The sequence below is a fragment of the Segatella copri genome (assembly GCF_009494835.1).
Lineage (GTDB): Bacteria > Bacteroidota > Bacteroidia > Bacteroidales > Bacteroidaceae > Prevotella > Prevotella copri_F.
Map to the genome: position 1 here is coordinate 241,352 of NZ_VZBE01000071.1, position 19,599 is coordinate 260,950.

At 45.7% G+C, this 19,599-nt stretch carries 18 protein-coding genes; 11 read left to right on the forward strand and 7 right to left on the reverse strand.

Annotated features, from left to right (window positions below; genetic code table 11):
* Positions 1-6 precede the first annotated feature (6 nt).
* From F7D47_RS10865 to trpD, 3 genes are all read right to left on the reverse strand, one after another.
* A complete protein-coding gene (locus F7D47_RS10865) occupies positions 7-627 on the reverse strand; it encodes a phosphoribosylanthranilate isomerase (protein ID WP_153085049.1) in 621 nt (206 codons plus the stop codon).
* A gap of 158 nt (positions 628-785) precedes the next feature.
* Positions 786-1,592: an indole-3-glycerol phosphate synthase TrpC gene (gene trpC / locus F7D47_RS10870; RefSeq protein WP_153085050.1), complete on the reverse strand. Its 807-nt coding sequence runs from the start codon at positions 1,590-1,592 to the stop codon at positions 786-788.
* 147 nt (positions 1,593-1,739) lie between these two features.
* Positions 1,740-2,744, reverse strand: a complete 1,005-nt coding sequence (gene trpD / locus F7D47_RS10875; RefSeq protein WP_194252573.1) for an anthranilate phosphoribosyltransferase — start codon at positions 2,742-2,744, stop codon at positions 1,740-1,742.
* 572 nt (positions 2,745-3,316) lie between these two features.
* Here trpD and F7D47_RS15045 point away from each other — a divergent pair.
* Both F7D47_RS15045 and rpe read left to right on the forward strand, forming a co-directional pair.
* Positions 3,317-3,445, forward strand: a complete 129-nt coding sequence (locus F7D47_RS15045; RefSeq protein ID WP_022120798.1) for a hypothetical protein — start codon at positions 3,317-3,319, stop codon at positions 3,443-3,445.
* Between the two features lie 13 nt (positions 3,446-3,458).
* The gene (rpe, locus tag F7D47_RS10880) at positions 3,459-4,112 is read left to right on the forward strand and encodes a ribulose-phosphate 3-epimerase (RefSeq protein ID WP_153085052.1); all 654 of its coding nucleotides are present in this window, start codon (positions 3,459-3,461) and stop codon (positions 4,110-4,112) included.
* Here rpe and F7D47_RS10885 read toward each other — a convergent pair.
* Entirely contained in the window at positions 4,109-4,705 is a 597-nt protein-coding gene (locus F7D47_RS10885; RefSeq protein ID WP_153085053.1) for a sigma-70 family RNA polymerase sigma factor, read from the reverse strand. The genes rpe and F7D47_RS10885 overlap by 4 nt on opposite strands.
* A 477-nt stretch (positions 4,706-5,182) precedes the next feature.
* Between F7D47_RS10885 and F7D47_RS10890 the strand changes: the two genes are divergently transcribed.
* From F7D47_RS10890 to F7D47_RS10930, 9 genes are all read left to right on the forward strand, one after another.
* Positions 5,183-7,663, forward strand: a complete 2,481-nt coding sequence (locus tag F7D47_RS10890) for an outer membrane beta-barrel protein (protein ID WP_153085054.1) — start codon at positions 5,183-5,185, stop codon at positions 7,661-7,663.
* Positions 7,664-7,862: 199 nt separating this feature from the next.
* Positions 7,863-9,296 (forward strand): hypothetical protein, encoded by a 1,434-nt coding sequence (locus F7D47_RS10895; RefSeq protein ID WP_153085055.1) that lies wholly within the window; start codon positions 7,863-7,865, stop codon positions 9,294-9,296.
* A gap of 35 nt (positions 9,297-9,331) precedes the next feature.
* The gene (locus tag F7D47_RS10900; RefSeq protein ID WP_153085056.1) at positions 9,332-9,775 is read left to right on the forward strand and encodes a hypothetical protein; all 444 of its coding nucleotides are present in this window, start codon (positions 9,332-9,334) and stop codon (positions 9,773-9,775) included.
* A 64-nt stretch (positions 9,776-9,839) separates the two neighbouring features.
* Entirely contained in the window at positions 9,840-10,475 is a 636-nt protein-coding gene (locus tag F7D47_RS10905; protein ID WP_153085057.1) for a DUF4903 family protein, read from the forward strand.
* Between the two features lie 219 nt (positions 10,476-10,694).
* Positions 10,695-13,049, forward strand: coding sequence for a TonB-dependent receptor (locus tag F7D47_RS10910; RefSeq protein WP_153085058.1), 2,355 nt, complete (start codon positions 10,695-10,697; stop codon positions 13,047-13,049).
* Positions 13,049-13,987, forward strand: a complete 939-nt coding sequence (locus F7D47_RS10915; protein WP_153085059.1) for an HmuY family protein — start codon at positions 13,049-13,051, stop codon at positions 13,985-13,987. Before F7D47_RS10910 ends, F7D47_RS10915 begins: the two co-directional genes overlap by 1 nt.
* 12 nt (positions 13,988-13,999) lie before the next feature.
* Positions 14,000-14,863, forward strand: coding sequence for a hypothetical protein (locus F7D47_RS10920; RefSeq protein WP_153108149.1), 864 nt, complete (start codon positions 14,000-14,002; stop codon positions 14,861-14,863).
* Positions 14,856-15,731, forward strand: a complete 876-nt coding sequence (locus F7D47_RS10925; RefSeq protein WP_153085061.1) for a hypothetical protein — start codon at positions 14,856-14,858, stop codon at positions 15,729-15,731. The genes F7D47_RS10920 and F7D47_RS10925 overlap by 8 nt, the downstream gene beginning before the upstream one ends.
* Positions 15,703-17,220, forward strand: coding sequence for a PepSY-associated TM helix domain-containing protein (locus tag F7D47_RS10930; RefSeq protein ID WP_194252574.1), 1,518 nt, complete (start codon positions 15,703-15,705; stop codon positions 17,218-17,220). Before F7D47_RS10925 ends, F7D47_RS10930 begins: the two co-directional genes overlap by 29 nt.
* A 133-nt stretch (positions 17,221-17,353) precedes the next feature.
* On the opposite strand, the gene F7D47_RS10935 is transcribed toward F7D47_RS10930, so the two are convergent.
* The 3 genes from F7D47_RS10935 to F7D47_RS10945 are packed head-to-tail and all read right to left on the reverse strand — an operon-like array spanning position 17,354 to position 19,499.
* Positions 17,354-18,103 carry a hypothetical protein gene (locus F7D47_RS10935; protein WP_153085063.1) on the reverse strand — a complete coding sequence of 250 codons (750 nt, stop codon included), beginning with the start codon at positions 18,101-18,103 and terminating at the stop codon, positions 17,354-17,356.
* A gap of 35 nt (positions 18,104-18,138) precedes the next feature.
* Positions 18,139-19,089, reverse strand: coding sequence for a relaxase/mobilization nuclease domain-containing protein (locus tag F7D47_RS10940; RefSeq protein WP_153085064.1), 951 nt, complete (start codon positions 19,087-19,089; stop codon positions 18,139-18,141).
* Positions 19,086-19,499 (reverse strand): plasmid mobilization protein, encoded by a 414-nt coding sequence (locus F7D47_RS10945; protein ID WP_153085065.1) that lies wholly within the window; start codon positions 19,497-19,499, stop codon positions 19,086-19,088. Before F7D47_RS10945 ends, F7D47_RS10940 begins: the two co-directional genes overlap by 4 nt.
* Between the last annotated feature and the right edge of the window lie 100 nt (positions 19,500-19,599).

The following is a 19,599-nucleotide window of genomic DNA, read 5'->3' on the forward strand; positions in this document are numbered from 1 at the left end:
ACTTTTTTATTTTTTTACCTTAAAAAGGAATTCCTTGAGTTTCTCTACATCCTTCAGTCCCGGTTCTATCTCAAACCTGGAGTTGAGATCGATTCCTACGCATCGGGGATGATGGAAAGACAGGATGCGGGAAGCATCTTCCGGACCGATGCCGCCACTCAACAGGAATGGAACATCGCCATCATATTCATCCAGTACCTGCCAGTCAAACTGCTGACCACTTCCGCCCACCGTCTTACATTTGGTGTCGAAAAGGAAGTAGTCAACAGCGCCTACATACTCCTTATATTTCTGAATGTCCCCAGCATTGGAAACACTAATGGCTTTGATTATTTTCATATTCCCCTTTGCTGCACGCAGCTGCTCACACAGTTCCCTGCTCTCGCTTCCATGCATCTGCACCGCATTCAGAGAGAATGAATGAATCTTATCCAACATATTGGAAATGGAATCATTCACGAAGACTCCCACTCGGCACACATTGCGGTCAGCATCAGAGCGAGCCAGCACATGACTGGCATACCGTGGAGACTTAGGATAAAAGATAAATCCCATCATATCAACGCCGAGTTGCGCAACCTGCTTTACATTATCAGGTTCACGCATTCCACAAACCTTTACTAACATTTTCTTTATTGTTTATTCTTCATTAAAGCTTTTGCCCTTACAGGGCGCCTTGCTGATTGCCTTTATACCCAGGGCGATGCCCTGGGCTAGGAGTTTCTGCCCTTTACCTTTCCCTTCGGCCGGTGACCGTTGGTTCAGGGCGTTAGGAGCAAACAATCCTATAATTTAAAAATAAATTCTGCAAGCGCCACGCCCGGGTCTGCCTGTTTCATGAACTGTTCGCCCATCAGGAAACCTCTGAAGCCGCCTTCTTCTCTCAACCGGAGAACCGTCTGCGGGTTGGAGATGCCACTCTCGCTCACCCTGCACACATCCTTCGGAAGTTTCTCTGCCAATCTGAAGCTGTTCTCCACATCCGTAAAGAAGGTTCCGAGATTTCGGTTGTTGATGCCGTACATATCCGGTTCCAGTTCAGCATACTCGAAGTCGCGCTCATTATGCATCTCGAGCAGTACCTCCATGCCCAGCTGGTGTGCCATGTTCATGAGTTGCTTACACTCCTCCTTGGTCAGGCAGGCCGCAATGAGCAGCACGGCAGAAGCTCCGCAGTATCTCGCCTGCAGCAGCTGGTATTCCTCTACTACGAAGTTCTTATATAAGATAGGTAGGGTAACGCCCACATGGCGCGCCTCCTGAATATACTCATCATATCCTCCGAAGTAATCAATGTCGGTGAGGATGCTGAGCGCCGAGGCTCCGTTCTGCTGGTAGGCGAGCGGGATGATGCTCGGCTTACCTTCCTGTTTGATCCAGCCCTTGGAAGGCGATTTGCGCTTGAATTCAGCGATGATTCCCGTCTCCGAGTTCATCAGCGACTCCTTCATGCTTCCGCCCGGCACCTTTCCCCCATCTTCCTGCATTTTCTGCTCGGTGAGGGTTATCATCTGCCGTGGCTGGATAAAGCGCTTGCGCTGCTCAATCTCGATTCTTTTATGAGCCACAATTTCCTCTAAAATATCAGCCATTTTTTTCGTTTTTTTATTTAAGATAAAGACTTGGGGAACCAGCGATTCCATCGCTGGGAACGGGGGTACAAAGGGGGACAAAGGGGTTAAGGCTCTTTTTACCTTTTTACCCTTTTACCTTTTTACTTTTAAAAGCCCTTTTTACCTTTAACTGTTGATCTCTACGAACTTCTTGAAGGTAGCGAGTGCCTTACCCGAGTCAATGCTCTCTCTTGCTATCTCCACACATTCCTCAATGCTCTTCTGACCCTTCTCCATCACCTGGATGCCGAAGGCTGCATTGGCGAGAACGATGTTCTTCTGGGCTGGGAGGGCACGGTTTTCAAGCACTGCATCAAAGATGTCCTTGGCCTCTTCCTCGGTTGCTCCGCCTCGCACCTCTTCCGGTTTGGCTATCTCGAAACCGAGATCCTGAGGCTTGAAGATCTTCTCATAGTTGTTGGTGGTTACCTTGAAGTCGCCGGTGAGTGAAATTTCATCATATCCGTCGATGCTGTTAACAATGCCGAAATCAATGCCTAGTTTCTGGTAAACCTGGTTATAAAGGCGCATCTGGTCGAGATTGGCTACACCCAGCAACTGGCACTTAGGCTGACTAGGATTAACAAGAGGACCTAACAGGTTGAACACGGTAGGAAACTGCAAAGCCTTGCGGATAGGACCTACAAACTTCATGGCCTTGGCGAAGAGCTGGGCATGAAGATAAACGATGCCTGCCTCGTTGATGCTGCGGTTCAGCTTGTCTATATCATCGGTAAACTGAACACCGTGGTTCTTGATGACGTTGCTGGCACCGCTCACCGAAGTAGCCGCATAGTTGCCGTGCTTTGCCACCTTGTAACCCGCACCCGCAATGACGAAGCAGGAAGTAGTAGAAATGTTAAAGGTGTTCTTGCGGTCGCCACCGGTTCCCACCACGTCAATGTAGCGGTCGCAATCCAGGATGGCTGGTACGCCTGTGGCAAGAATTCCGTCACGGAAACCGAGCAGTTCATCTACCGTTACGCCTCTCATCTGCAAACCGGTGAGCAGGGCTGTAATCTGTTCCTCAGGAAATTCACTCTTGGTGATTCCTACAATGATGTCTCGGGTTTCCTCACGGGAAAGTTCCTCGTGGTTCAACATTCTGTTCAAAATGTCCTTCATTTCCATAGTTAATATCTCCTATATTTTTTATTTTTATTTTTCGTTGTAAAAGAAAAGGGGCCTGTCGTAAGTTACGGCAGGCCCCTAGTATATTATGTTGTTCACATCCACATACGGCGTCTCGACTCACGACTTCTGGAATCTTGAGTTACGCCACCACCATGATGTAGATACGAATGTATTCATATTGCTTTTTCTTTTAATTGTTTGTTACTACCAAAAACGAGGCGTTTCTTTCTTTTTAACGAAAAGATTCTCCTTCGTTCTTCATTTCTACTGCAAAAGTACAGTTTTTCTTTTAAACTACAAACTTTTTGTCGAGAAATTTTAGGATTTAACACTATTTTATCATCCAGCGCCCCTTTTTCCCCACTTTCGTCTTACGTTTTCTCCACTATACCTTATTATATATAGGGAGAAAGAAAAAGAAAAAAAATCACCGGAATGTAATAAATTTCCCAATACGCCGTTATTTATTCAGAGAACAGGTTACGGAAAGAGGAAAACTCATCCTCAAGACATGCCCGTTCTAAAAACAAATAACAAGAAGTATTATTCTAATAAAAAGATTCACGCCTATGAAGCAAGTATTTACACCAAAGAAAATGAGACCTTCGGCTCAGACCATCTACTTCATCAAGCAGATAGCCTACTCCTATCATACCATGGTGCAAAATGGGAAGCTAAAGGTGTGCTATCCTAACTAAAAGAAGAAGAAAGATGAAAACAATGGTATCCCCTTCATTGCTCTCAGCCAACTTCATTGACCTGAAGAGTGATATAGAGATGATTAACAAGAGTGAGGCCGACTGGCTCCACCTCGATGTGATGGATGGTGTCTTCGTGCCCAACATCTCGTTCGGCTTCCCTGTGATAGAAGCCGTGAGCAAGGTGTGCACCAAGCCCCTCGACGTCCACTTTATGATACAGCACCCGGAAAATTACATTGAGCAGACTGCCAAACTCGGTGCCATGATGATGAACGTGCACTACGAGGCCTGCACCCATCTGCACCGCACCATCCAGCAGATTCATGCAGCAGGCATGAAGGCAGGAGTTACCCTCAACCCTTCTACCCCGGTATGTGTGCTGGAAGACATCATCTGCGATATAGACATGGTACTTTTGATGAGCGTTAACCCAGGCTTCGGCGGACAGAAATTCATCGAGAACACCATCAAGAAGATAGGCCGTCTGCGCCAGCTCATCAAAGAGAGCGGAAGCCAGGCACTCATCGAGGTAGATGGCGGCGTGCAGGCAGAAACTGCTCCAAGACTGGTAAAAGCCGGAGTAAACGTGCTGGTAAGCGGAAGTTATGTATTCAAGAGCACAGACCCTTATGCTACCATCCATGCCTTGAAAGAACTCCACTAATCAAAATTCAGATAGATATTGTGCTCCTTAGCCATCTTGCGGAGGTTAAGGAGCGCATAACGCATTCTTCCCAGACTCGTATTGATGCTCACATTGGTACACTCGGCTATATCCTTGAAAGACATCTGCTGATAAAAACGCATATAAACCACTTCGCGTTGTGGAGCCGGCAGAAAGTCTACCAGTTTCTTCACATCACGGAGCACCTGTTTGCGTACCATCTCCTGCTCAGCACAGTCTGCCTGAAAATCTTCGCCTCGCAGACAGGAAAGATCATTACCGTTCCCCTGTTCTACCATGCGGAACACACACTGACTGCGATAACCGTCGATGATGACATTATGCGCTATGCGCATTAACCACGAAATAAATTTGCCCGAACTGGAATACTGGCCAGCATGTAAACGACTGATTGCCTTCACGAATGTCTCCTGGAAGATATCATTCGCCAGATCCTCATCGTGAACCACGAAAAGGATATAAGAGAAAAGTTTCACCTCGTTGCGGGAAAGCAACAGGTCAAAGGCTCTGTTGTCGCCCCCGACATAAGCCAGGGCCAACTCTTCGTCTGTCATTTCATTGAGTTTACTCATTTTCTTAATCTTATTTTATTCATTAAGTAAATGTCTATCCAATAGGCTACCCAGTATTTATTGCGTTAATAATGTTAATTATCGTTGCAAAGGTAACATTTTATTTTCAAAACACCAAACTTTTTTCCAAAAATTCTGCCAAAACATTCAGAATAGCTAAAAATGAGCAATTTACGAGAGTCTCACCTCAATAGTGGTAATGATTTGGCAACGGTTCTAATTTCTGCAATCTGCACAAGATTGCTTGTCAAACAACTCTTCTTGATTTGCTTGCAAAAGTATAATAAAAATTTTGATTGGCAAAAATGCTGCTCGTTTTTTATGATTTATTTTCAGAACATATTTGGAATGTGATTAAAATTGTAACTTAGGACTGACTCGGAACAGTCCAATCTGTCTTTTTACCTACTTTAAGGTATTGCAAATATATACTAAAATTCGTACCTTTGCAGCCGATTTTGAATATTCAAACAGAGAATGAGGCTACGATATGCTTATGTGCCTGTACTTTTGCTCATGTCCTTTTCGGCAATGGCAAATGTATGGGCTTCGTCATTCCTTTCTCATAACGAAAGGGATTTTCGTCTTGCTGTGTCGGGTGATACGGTAAGGGGAAGTCGTACCTCTAAGCAGGATTCCATCTTCAAGACACTCAATCTCGACGAGGTGGTGGTGACCGCTGCCATCAAGGAGGTGGAGATGAAGGGCGATACCACGGTCATCAATGCCAATGCCTTCAAAACTCCCGAGGGGGCTTACCTCGAAGAACTCTTGAAGCGTGTGCCTGGCTTGGAATACGACAAGCAGGACAAGACGATAACCTACAACGGTCTTCCCATCCATGAAATCAATGTCAATGGCGAGAGTTTCTTTGGCGGCAACAGCACCCTCGCCCTCGAAAACCTGCCAGCCAAACTGGTGAGCAAAATCAAGGTATATGACAAGCGGAGCGAACTGGAGAAAATCACCAAGGTGCGCAAGGGAGGCGAGAACTATGTGCTGGACTTGCAGACCAAGCGAGAATTTAACGGCACGCTGATTACTTCGGCTGGCATCGGCAGGGGCAACAACGATAAGAAGGAGGCTGAGTTGATTTCCAATTTGTTCCGACAGACAGGCGACAATATTTCCGTGATAGCCCGAAGTGGCAACCGATATATGACTTCTCTCTGTCCCGACAACCGACAGGACAATGTGGCGATGAACTTTGCCAAGAAGTTCTCCAAGCGGTTCACCCTCTATGGCAACATGATGTACAACCATTATGCCAGTGGCAACGAGAGCACCCTGTATAGCGAGCAATACCTCGCCACAGGCAACCGTTACCAGAACTCGGCATCCACCAGCACCAATCGCAACACGATGGGCAATGGTTCGTTGGGCATGAGGTGGAGCTTGGATGACAAGACCTATTTTAATATAGGTGGAAACTTCAGCAAGTCGAAGAGCGACAACACCAGCGACAGCCAGCAATCCACCTCTTCAGAAGGCGATGAGCGTATCAACAGCATCACGAGAAACTCGGATTCGAAGAGCGACAGCCATTCGTTCTCCGTCAATGCCGACATCACCCGAGTGTTCAACGACAAGGGTACGAGCATCAGCCTCACGGGTAGTTACTCCGACAGCAAGAGTACCAACGAGTCACATTCCCTTTCAGAGACCACTTACTATCAGTTGGAGAGCAGTCTGGGTGGCGATTCCGTGCTTTATCGCAACCAATACCAGCACTCCCCCTCCACCAATCGTGCCTATTCCGTAGGCATCAACTTGACGCAACCCTTGGCTGAGAACTTGCGCCTGCAACTCGGTTATCGCTATTCTGCCACACGACAGATGAGCGACCGAAGTACTTACGAGAGCGAGGTGTATATGGATAGCCTAAGCAACCACACCCTGAGCAAGACCATTACCCACGACCTCAGCCTCTACCTCAATTATGATGGCAAGCAATGGGAGGCAAATGCAGGAGTGTTGATGCAGCCCGAGCGCAGGAGTCTTGACCAAAAGACCGGCTTGCTCCACGCCGACACGGTAAGGACGAGTGTGAACTGGAACCCACAGTTGAATGTGTCATGGCATCAAGGCAAGACTCGCTTCGAACTGAATTATGATGGCAGCAGCCGACAGCCCGACCTCGGTAGCTTGATGTCGCTCACCGATAATAGCGACCCGCTGCACATCACCCATGGCAATCCTTCGCTCAAAGCATCCTATAATCAGAATTTCCGATTGACAGGTAGGAACACTCGCCTCGGTCTTTCGGGCGATGTTAATTTCAGCAACACCTATAACAGTCAGACGCAAGCCGTCTTTTACAACCTTGCCACTGGTGGCACGGAGACTTATCCTGTGAATGTGAATGGCAACTGGAATATGCGTGCCAGTCTTCGTTATCAGAAGCGATGGAAGAAGCGGTTCAATCTCTCTGCTCGCACAGGAGCCAGCTTTGCCCAAAGTGTAGCTCTTGTGAATGAGGGAAAGAGCGAGGAGCCAGACCGCAGCGTCACCCACAATACGTCGTATAATGCCAACCTTCGCTTGGGTTATCAGCCGAAATGGGGAGGCTTCGACTTGCAGGGCGATTGGCGTTACCGCCATGCCACCAACCAGCTTCGTAGTACGTCCAACTATACCCGAAGTTACAACTTTTCGCTGAATACCTATGCAGAGCTTCCTCTTGGTTTCCTGGTCAAGAGCGATGCTGCATACTCTTTCCGTAACGGCACCAACATCAAAAAAGGCGAAGACGACCAAGTGGTTTGGAACTTGGGGGCATCTTGGCGATTCCTCAAAAAGAAGCAAGCCGAGCTTTCGCTCTATTGGTCAGATATTCTCAGCGACAAGAAAAACTATTATCGCAATGTTACGGCGACAGGATTGACGGAAAGCCGTACCTCACAAATTGGCAGCTACTTCATCATCAGTTTTAAGTATCGGCTGAATAAGCAACTGTGAAAAACATATTGAAAATCTTAGATATGTTATGATTTCTCAACAAGACAGATGAGAAACCCTATAAATCATAACAAATTACTATTGCAAATTTCATTATTTTTAGGTATTGCACATTATTTAATAAATATGTACCTTTGCAGCCACAAATTAAGGGTAATATTTTTGATTAATTGTAAATATTTAAAAGAATAATAAAACAATGAAGATTTTTAAGAATTTCATCGGTCTCGCTGCCCTGGCACTCTGCCTCGGCTTCGCTTCTTGCAGCAGTGACGACGATGCGCCTTCTTACAGCAATGTGGCTGTAAGCAACTCAGAGTTGATGACTATCCTCAAAGCTAAGGGATACCAGTTTGATGAGAATGGAAAAATGCTCCTTGACGACAAAGCCAACAGCACCACATCTCTCGATCTTTCTGGCACAAAGGTAGATACCTCCGCATTGAAAGAGCTTTCTGTTTTCCCTAATTTGAAAGAGTTGAACCTTAGCAACAATAGCTACGGTGAGACTTTCGATTTTTCTGTTCTTCCAGCTCAGATTACAGGCATCGACCTCACAAATAATAACATTTATAACTATGACAACCTTGTAAAGGTAACTGTAGAGGAAAATGGCGATGAGACAGTGGAGAACCTTCATAATATCACCAAACTTTATTTGCCAGAGGAAGCCAAATACAATATGGCTCAACTTGTGCGTTTCTATCGTCAAAACAAGCCTGCTATTGATGGAGGCACTATGGATATTAAGATGCAGAATGAAAATGGTGTATCTGAAAAGTACAATACTTTGAGAGAAATACCAGATGCAACACTTAGAGCATATCTTAATCAAGAGACAACTTTTTCAGGCTTATTTGATGGGGAGAAAATTGATTTGAGTAAAAGATTGAATAATGAACAAAAGATAAATAATATTTATATTACTTCTTATTTCTTTCAGCAAGCAAATTTGAACATTGATGAAATGTCAACTCTTGAAGGTTTGCAATATATTATAGATAATCCATATTGGGAAGGTACAAATTTGTATATTGCCCCTAATACAAATATGGTAATGCCAAAGATGACATTGGGAAATTCATTGACATTATTAAATCTTCAGAATCTAAACTTGGGAGAAGTCAATGTTACGAATGCAACTCAACTATACTATATAAAATTAATAGGTATAGAAGGTATGGAAACTCTTGACTTGTCTAAAAATACAATTTGGGGGCAACGAGGGATTGCCGCAGAGGAAGATGCAATGACTGGCAGTGTACTTACTGTAGCTGATTGCTCGGACTTGAAAAGTATAGTCTTCCCTAACACAGAACAGCTTCATGCTTCAACTTTAGATATAGAATATCTCCCGAAGATAGAAAAGTTGGATTTATCAAAGTTTGCAAAGATTGATGCTTTTGTCGTAGGAGATTTGCCTGATGAGTTTAATTTAGTCTATCCAAATCTAACACAGTTTCACTCTGTTATAGGAACATCTTCATTTGCTTGCTCAGTAAAGACATATGCCTTAAGTTCTACTGTTGACTTTATTAACAAATACAATAAGGATACAGATTCGCCAAAGCTAACAAGAGCAATAATGATGGCTACAAAGAAAAATAAAGCTGCACGTTGGAAAGTTCAATAATTAATATATTTAGTAACAATTTAAATTTTAACACAATGAAAAGATTTATTTTGATGCTTGCAGTAGTAATGCTTGCAGTATTGGGCGTAAATGCTCAGACAGAGAAAACTCTTAAGGGTAAGTTGACTAACGTTCAAATGAACAATAACAACTATGCCGATGTAGAAGGTGTCACATTCATCTTGACAGACAATGGTGATGGAACTGGCACCTTGGAGTCCGAAGAGCCTATTGGTCCTATTGGCAAAATGCCTGGTGCTATCAATGTTTATATGGCTGTAGCAATTGATAGTAAGGGTGGCTTGTCTGCCAAGGAAGACAGTAAGGCTGGTGTATTGGACCTTAACATTGGAGGTTCTGTTACTCTTTACACAACATCTTTGACTGGTGACACAACAACATTTGTATTGAAGACAAAAGCTCTTTCCGTGTTTGGCAAAGCTATTTTCAATGCCTCTGTAACATTTGTGGCTGAGTAAAATTTGAAACAAAAGAGGGTGCGTCATATAGTTTTATGCCACATCCTCTTTATCTTGTTTTCTTATGAGCTGGATAAAGAGTTTAACACTAATATTTTTAGCATCTTTTACAATGCTTGCTTCTTCATGTAGCAGTGATGATGATTTGAACAAAGAAGCACCTGCTGAAGAATATGTGACAAAAGCAAAAGATATACTCAGCGGCGATATTGTTCTTTCTACTAAGGCTACCATGAGTGGAGTTGACAAGACCCATTTAGCAAATGGATGTCCAACTAAATTCAACTTTACATGGAAAGAAGATGGAACTATGAGCCTCTCATTGGTAGATTTCACCGTAGGTTCAATGCCTTTTGCCGTGACATTCAAGTGCAGTACCAAATTTATGAACTTGAATTCATGGGATAAAGACGAAAGACCAGAAGCTGGTTGGATTAAGTTCCAAGGAAAGGATGGGAATGTGACCACAGACGGTGACGACCCTAAAGATTGTCAGTCAGGAAGTGGTGCTACAGTTGATGGCTACTTGAACGTGTTAACTAATCAGATTGAGTTCATCGTGAACTACAATATGATGAATGTTCGCACAGAAACGTTCCAGCAGACTATCGACAAAAATCGTATTAATAATTTCCAGCAGGAATTTGAACAATACGAAAAGGACTTAATACAATGGAAGAAAGATAATGGAGAAGGATAACTTTAATGTTGTTCATATATAATAAGGAAAGAGGGGTATGCCCAGACATATCTCTCTTTCTTTTTGCAAGTAAAAAATGATGGGAAGAGAAACAAGCCATAGCGAGGCTGAAATCGTGTAAGGAATTGAAAATAACAAAAGGAACAAGCCTTTTCAACATATAAGCATCAAGCTATATAGAATAAGAAGTATTGGACGAAAAAAGTAAAAACGTCATAAATGAAGACAATTAGAAAAGTAATGTTTATGGGGTTGCTCTTGCTACTTGCCCTGCCAATGGCAGCGCAGCGCAAGGTGAAGTTTACCATCGCAGAGAAGGCAACCGAGCAACCAATCATCGGCGCAGTCATCACCTACGCCGACAACGAGAAATTGAAATCGCCACAGCGTACCGTCACCAATATGGACGGTGAGGCTACTGTCGAGGTGCCGCAGAGTGGCAAGTGTTATTATCAAGTGGTATCCGTGGGCTATAACCCTCTGAAGGGAACCATCGGAAGCGGCAACTCCCTCAAGCTCTTCATGACAGAAGACGTGATGAAGGTGAACGAGGTGGTGGTTACGGGTTCCCGTACCGCCCGACCTATCAAGCTCTCGCCAGTGAGCACGCAGGTGCTCGGCGGTAAGGAACTGGTAGATGCAGGCTATGCCGACTTGACCAAGGCGCTGCAACAGGAGACACCGGGTATGAACATCCAGAAGGTGGGTTTCGGCAACGAAATCTCCATGCAGGGCTTGGATGCCCGCCACGTGCTCTTCCTGCAGGATGGCGAGCGATTGACGGGCGACATGGCGGGTAACCTCGACTATGAGCGTTTCAACCTCCATGCCATCGACCGCATCGAAATCGTGAAAGGTGCCAGCAGTACCCTCTACGGAAGCCGTGCATCGGGTGCCGTCATCAATCTTATCACCAAGAAAACCACCAAGCCTATCGACATTCAGGCTGGTGTACGCTGGGGACAGATGAACGAGCGCAACTACAAGAATCCATCCAAAAAGGATTTCCTGTATATGTTTGAGAAGAACGCTGACCGTCCGAACCTGCAGAGCTGGGTATCGGCAGGATTCAATGCTGGCAAGGTAACTTCGCAGACGGATGTGTGGTATTCTTCGAGCGATGCCTTCTACATGTATCAGGCGGAGAACGACAAGAAGGTCTATACCCAAGAGGCGAATCCTTGGCTCGACCACGACGTGACCATTACCAGCGTGGCTTCCCGTCCGCCAATGGGCATCGAGGGCACGGAGCATATCTCGGTATCGCAGAAGGTATTCTACGACCCTTTCAAGAACCTGGAGATTCTTGCCTACGGTAGTGCGTTCTATATGAATACCTACGACCTCATTCAGGATATGACCTTCAGTCAGGCGCGTGACTGGACGGCTGGAACCAAGATTAAGTACTCCTTCAAGGATTGGTTCAAGATTACCGCCTCCCTTCATGGTGACTTCTACGATCGCTTCAAGCGTCACGAGCGTATCGACGAGCGTACCAAAGTGTATAAGAGCCGTATCTTCCAGCCTCGCCTCTCCATCACCTCGCAGAAGTTCGAGGGCCACGACCTCATCCTCGGTATCGAGCACCTGAGCGATGACCTGACGAGCGACCGATTCAACGGCGATGCCTCCCACATCATGCGCACCCGTTCGCTAAAGGAAACGGAGGCTTTCCTGCAGGACGAGTGGACGATGAACGACCACTGGATGGTTTCGGCAGGTGTGAGAACCAACTTCAGCCGTGTCTTCGGACTGATGGCGATGCCTAAAATTGCCTTCAAGTGGAGTCCTTCGGATCACTGGGCATGGAGAGCCAACTATTCGATGGGCTACCGTTCGCCAAGCATCAAGGAGCTGTTCTTCAACTGGGACCACCTCGGCATGTTCATGATTAAGGGTAACCCGGACCTGAAGCCTGAGAAGAACAACTACGTGAGCCTGGGCACAGAGTACTCGAACGATAACTTCTTCATCTCGGGCAATGTGTATGGCAACTTCTTCCGCAAGAAGATAGAGGGCGTATGGCGCATCTACGACATGCAGTATAACTTTGAATACACCAACCTCGCCAAGCAGAACCTCATCGGACTGGAGACCATCATGCGCTGGCACTTCCTCAACCACTTCACGATGAATGCCACCTACAGCTACGTGAACGTGAGCAAGACAGATGGCATCCAGGTGAACACCACTTCGCCTCATGCTGCTACGGCGAGCCTCGACTATAAGTACAGCAAGAAGAACTACCGACTGGGCGCCACCTTCTCGGCAAGCTACATGGGTGAGAAGAAGTTTGATGTGCAGGACCGACTCTCTGTAAACGGTAAGAGCCACGATGCCTACTTCCGCTGCCAGTTGCCTCAGTATGTATTGTGCAACCTGTCGGTGATTCAGACCTTCTATAATAAGGTGAAGGTGACGGTGGGTGTGGATAACATCTTTAACTATGTGCCAAAGACCCTGGGTTCGGGCATCACCATGTTTAACGTGCCAGCCACGGCAGGAGCCAAGGCGCATGTGCAGGTGGAAGTGTTGGTAGATGAATTGGTAAAAGCATTTAGAAAGAAAAAATAATGAAGAAAGCATTACTATATATAATAGGTATGGCAGCCGCAATGACGAGCTGCGTATCTTATGAGGCTGAGGACTTCACTGGTCATACCTTGCCCCGAAAAACAGGTTATAGCACGGGTGTTACCAACGACTGGCTCTATTTTGACCTGAAGACGGGACATCGCTATAATGTGCTGAATCCTAACCAGAGTGTCATCGCCTTTATTGATGGCAAGCCGGTGAAGGAATACTTCGGTTGCGAGGGTGACACCACCGTATATTGGACGGAGGGCGTTCAGAAGAACGTGTTCCAGGACTATAAGCGCGATGCCGATGGTAATAAGGTGCTGGTGAATCCTAACAATCCGAAGCAGGGCTACGAGATGGTTGCCCGAAAGGCAAACAGTCTGCTGGTGATGGAGAACAAGGAAGATGACCCCAATACGATGGCTTATCCTGCTACGGAGTGGGATCTCGCCTTCAATGGTTATCAGCTCCGCACCAATAGTGGAACGAGCGGTCCAGGCAAGGGCGGTGCTGCCGACCTGGGCTATGGCGAATATGACAAGTGGACGAGCAAGGCGCAGGTGGATGCTTATCTGGCAGAACACAATATGACCTTCGCCGTGGATGATTCGGCAAGTGTCTATGTCACCATGTCGCAGAACGACTGGAACAAGTATTGCATCGCCAACAAACTGGATATGAACAAGAACCCTTGGTTCGACCCGAACAACGGACCTGCCAAACAGTTGGTAAGCGGCAATCCGGTGCTCGAAAAGGCAATGAGTTTCTCGGGTCCACCTCCAGTATATACTCCTTCTTTCCATACCTACGTAATCCGTTCGTGGGATGGCGAGAGATATTACAAGCTCCAGATTATCTCCTGGTATGATGCCAATGTGCAGATAGGTGATGAGGGAGGTAGAATCAGTTATTACTTAGATGAATTAAAGTAAACATTAAACATTATGAAACAATTGAATTGGTGGAAATCCATCGCATCGTTCCTCGTGGTACTCTTTACCATGCCGTTGGGACATGCGCTGATGATGATAATGGATAAGACGATGACTCCTGAAGCTGCGCATTACTCAGCCTTCTTCATGGGGTTGGCAGGTCTTATCATGGTAGTAATCGGGGTCTTCGTAAAGGGAGACACCAAACAGACTCTTTGGGGACTTTTCGGAGGTCTGCTTTTCTGGACCGGTTGGATAGAATTTCTGTTCCAGTACTATGCTACCCGCTGGGGTACACAGCCGGAGATGGAGAATGGCGAAGTTGTGACTCGCCCTGAATACCTCATCCTCCCTGCCACCTTCGGCATGTGGATGATGATGATGGTGCTCTACATCTTCTCAACCAAAAACGGATGTAACTTCATCAACTGGTGGCAGCGTTTTCTCTTCCGTTCCCGCAAGAACGAGATTGCCGCCCGTCCGATGACACATCATACAAGTATCGTCACCTTCATGGAACTGAACATGATTCTCTGGACTAGCTATCTCCTGTTGATGTTCTGCTACGACAAGAACTTCCTAGGCGACCATCATCCTGTAACTTCGGTTGTTGCCGCAGCTTGTCTGATAGGTAGTTTCTTCATCTTCCGAAAGCAGTTGCGTTTGAGCACATGGGGAGCCAATATCCGTATGGCTATCGCAACGGTTGTCGTGTTCTGGGTACCTGTGGAAGTGCTTGGTCGCCTTGACTTTTTCAAGGAAATTTGGATTGAGCCGGAGAAGTATACTACCCAGATGATTTGCATCCTCGTGGCATTCGTGGCATTGCTCGTCTATATCATGTTTGCAGCTCACAAGAAGAAAAGCCATGAGTAACAAGAAACTATATTGGTGGAAATCCATCGTGTCGATGGGCGTGATATTGGGAAGCATGCCCATGGTTCACTTGGTGGCACGAGTATTGAAGGATAACTACGACGGCACGCAACTGTTGGGTGCTGGCATGGCAGTGGGATTCGTGGGCTTGGTGATGGTAGTGGTCGGTGTTTTCGTCAATGGACAGACTCGCCAGACCTTGCTCGGACTCATTGGTGGTATGTTCTATTGGACAGGCTGGGTGGATTTTCTCTTCATGTATTATGCCCATCGTTGGGGAACACATGCCGAGATTGACCCCACAACGGGAGAGGTGTTGAGCCGACCTGAATATCTCTTGCTCCCTGCCACCTTTGGCTTGTGGGCAATGGTGATGTTGCTCTACATCTTCTGTTCCCGAAATGCCTGCAACTTCCTCAACTGGTGGCAGACGCTCTTCTTGGGGAAGAACAAGCGACTCATCGCCGCTCGCCCGATGACACGCCACACCAGCATTGTTACCTTCATGGAATTCAACACAATGCTCTGGACTTGCTATCTCCTGCTGATGAACCTCTACGATCCTCAATTGTTTGGTCGTGAGACTCCAGTCACCTTCGGTGTAGCCTTCGGTGCCTTGCTTTCCGCCCCATACGTATTTCGCAAGCAACTCCACTTGCAATCGTGGGGAGCAAACATCAGAATGGGTACGGCAACGGTCATCGTGTTCTGGATAGCGGTAGAGGCATTTAATCGCACGGGCATCATCGGGAAGCTCATTGCACATCCGAGCGAATATCCTTGGCATTGGGTGGTAATGGTGATAGAACTTTGTTTCTTGGCAGGAAAGATTGTCAAGGATGCGAGGGCGAAGAAAGAAAAGAAATAAGATAGATAATCAGATAAGGAAATCAATGAAGAAAGGAACTTGGAGAAAACAACATAAATGGCTTGGTATCGGCTTGAGCTTCTTCATGCTGATGTTCTGCGTGTCAGGCATCCTGCTCAATCATCGTTCACTCATCAAGGAGGTGAACGTGAGCAGGAAGTACCTGCCAAGTCGTTATGAGTTTCGGAATTGGAACGGTGGATTGCTACGAGGCACGCTTGACATTGGCAAGGATTTAATGGTAGATTCCATGAGGAATGTGGATTCTTGTCGCCAACTGTTGCTTTATGGCAATGGTGGCATCTGGCTTACCGACTCCAAAGCTTCCTATTTCAAGGATTTCAATGAGGGCTTGCCCGAAGGTGCCGACTATAGGCAAATCAAAAATGTCATAAGGCTTGATAATGGAAGGATATTTGCTGTCTCACCTTTCGGGCTTTATCGCTATGGAGTGCATAACAAATGGCATGAGGTGAATATGTCACTGGAGGATGAGGAGAAATTTACGGACATCGCTTCGCATGGCGACACCCTTGTAGTGCTCAGTCGTTCCTTTGTCTATACCTCGCTTCCTCCTTATAAGACTTTTAAGCGTATTCAACTTCATGCGCCAAAGGATTATGACGGCAAAGTAACTGTCTTTCGTACCGTTTGGCTACTCCATAGTGGAGAACTTTTCGGAATAACAGGAAAGATTGTGGTTGATGCCATAGCCATTATTCTTGTGGTTCTCTGTATTACGGGTATCGTCGTTTGGCTGAGACTGAAGCGAAAGGCATTACTGCAAACCTCGCTTCATCTGCATGACAGAATCGGGCGATATACTATCATACTTGCGCTCTTGATTGCACTGACGGGTTGGTGTCTCCGCCCTCCTGTGATGATAGCATTAGTGTTAAGCAAGATACCGTCTATCCCAGGCACAACACTCAGAAGCAAGAATCCTTGGAACGACAAGCTCCGCATAATTCGTTATGATGAGAGCTGCCATGATTGGCTATTATCCTCATCGGAAGGATTCTATTCATTGAACATCAAAAATGCTACAGTGAAAGTTATTACTTCTGTTCCACCTGTCAGCGTGATGGGATTGAATGTATTACAGAAAGATGCAAATGGTAGATGGCTTTGCGGTTCATTTAGCGGCTTGTTTGTTTGGGACAGAAGACAAGGAACTGCTACCGATTACTTTACGAACAAACCTGCACCGAATGAAGCAGGAGCACCATTCGGAAAGAAAGCTGTCGCAGGTATGAGCCAAGACTTTTCCACCCCTGTCGTAGCGGAATATTACGAGGGAACAAACTTTGCCCCTCAACCTTCGAGCATGAACCAACTTCCGATGTCGCTTTGGAATGTGGCATTAGAGGTGCATAGTGGCAGAATTTTCATTGGAACGATAGCCACATACATATTCATCTTTGTTATGGGCATTCTTGCGTTTTGGTGCTTGTGGTCGGGCTATAAAATTAGGTTAAAAAAGAAATAACATTGCACAAAATCCAATTCTCATTAAATGCGAAAACAAACTGATGGTGGCGAGGTAATATTTTTGCCACTATCAGTTTTTTATATAGTGTTCCACCTATTACAATGGTGCAAACACAAGAAACAACATCTTATTATTTCTTGATAAGCCTTTTGATTTCATTTGATTCGTTTGTCAACTTTCTTGCCAAGCTATCTTTGTATGCTGCTATCTCCACCATTTTATGATAACGAAAGATTGAATCTTCATAAACAGCAACACGACTTCTTACATCATCAATAACTTTCTCATCTCGGCAAACAGAGAAATGCTTTTCGATGTAGCGAATATTCTGGTCGTCAGATGGAAGAACCATTTTTAAGGCTCTATACTTCAAGTCTGCCTCCTCCCAATTTTTATGCTCTCGCCATTGGGTGAGATTACCCCAAATGGAGATAACAAGAAATAAAGCCAAGCCACCAATGAAAAGAAGAACATACTTTGAAGTAGGCTCGAAACGATGGGTGACAACATTCTTTTGAGGAATGCTACCCATTGCGTGAAGTTTGTCCTGCACAACTTTTGATGTAGTATTCAGCTCTTGTTTCATCTGATTAATGGTATCAAACAAGAGTTTGCACCGCTGTTCATCTTTGCTTGCTTCTTTCTTGGTAAGGTCGATATAGATACATATCGCCTCTCTTAATTTTGCCATTTTTCCAATAGTTTCCTCTTCTTTTGCAGATACAGAAAGGATGGCTTTTTCAAGTTTGCTTGTGTCAATACTTGCAGGGCTGAGAACTGTTTCCGCTCCTGCGTTCTTTGGTGAAGCAGAAAGTTCATCAACCTTTTGCTCCAATCTCTCAACTGTGCCGTAGATGGCTTCCAATAGTTCTTCTTTCATCTTTCTTTTGTTGTTTGAATGGTTTGTAACTTGCATCAAAGGCTAAAGCCTCTTCTGCGTTTTTTCTTTTTCTTCTTAGATGATTCGTCCTCTGGGAATGGCTCGAAGGTCTGTGCGTTGGCAGGAACAAAAAGTCCTATGGAAGAAATGCCGTTCCATGGGTCCTGACTGCTCTCCGATAGGGATGGCATCTGCTCATTCTTGTGACAGCCCTGCTCATATTGCTGAGCAGATTTGGCTCTTGCTGCTAAAAGGTTCTCCGTTCCCTCAAATCTCGCATTCAGTTTGCCAAAGCTATAGTCTCGGCTAATCTGCGTACCCTTGAAACTATATCCGTCCTTACAGAAACGGATGCCTTGAACCTTGGTTCGCTCCTTATCCTTATAGACAAACTCTAAGTGAATACCTCGTTTTGCAAGCTCGCTTTTGAACTTCTGCCAACTATCTGAGTTTTTCAAGGCATCTTTGACAGCATTGTGAATCTCATATTTGGTACGCTCCGCATTGTGTAATTTGCGAGTGTTAGTCTTGCTCTTGTCAGTTCCATAAGTCAATCCATACCTGGATTTTAGAGCTTTGGTCACTTGCTCATTACGCCTGTAATCATTCCTGTCTGACATGAGTTTGCCCTTATTTTTGATGCGGTTGTACACGATATGACAATGTGGATTGTCCGTATTGTGATGCCTTACGATGATGAATTGAGTATCGGTGATGCCCATCATCTGCATGTATTCAAGGGCTATCTTAGCCATGAACTCATCCGTCAAACGTGGCTTGTCCTCTGGTTTGAAGCTCAATGCAATGTGTCCCACAGGCTTCTTAATCCTTGGATTTAGCTGCCTCTGTAGCTCGAAACTTTGCGTTATCTCGGCATTCGTTCCGAGTAACACACCATCCGAGGCGATGATTTTCGCCTCGTCCTTGCCTGTAACATAACGGATGCAACCACCAAATGAGCTGCCCTTCTTTAGCTTGCCTATCATGTGGTATCCTCCTTTCTGCCTATTCCGCATGACTTCGAATTTGGACTTGCTTGGCGATACTCGCCAAGAATGGCTTTTAATCTTCTCAACAAGTCCATCACGTACACATGGGTCTCATGGAAACCTTTCTGATGCGACAGCTTGGTAAGTTGGTTGAGGTTGTTCGCCATGCCAATGAGATTCTTGGCGATGGCTACCGTCTCTGCATTGTGTCCGCCGACCACCTCGCCGTTCAAGGCGGACTCACGAATGTACTCCGCCAACTTGCGGTTAGCTTTTCTTGCCCTCAGTCTCAAAGCCTCATAGCTTGGCTTTGAGAACTTCACCGTGACAGACTTCGACAGCTTGCGAACCCTGCCTGTGGGCGGTCTTCCGCCCTTTCTCTTGTCTTGTTCCTGTATGTTTGTCATTCTATATACTGATTACAGTTGGTACACTCACTTTCTGCGACCGTTGGGAGCAAAATTCCTCCGCCCTCATGGTGGAGCGAGGCGTTTTGGGGTTCCCAAA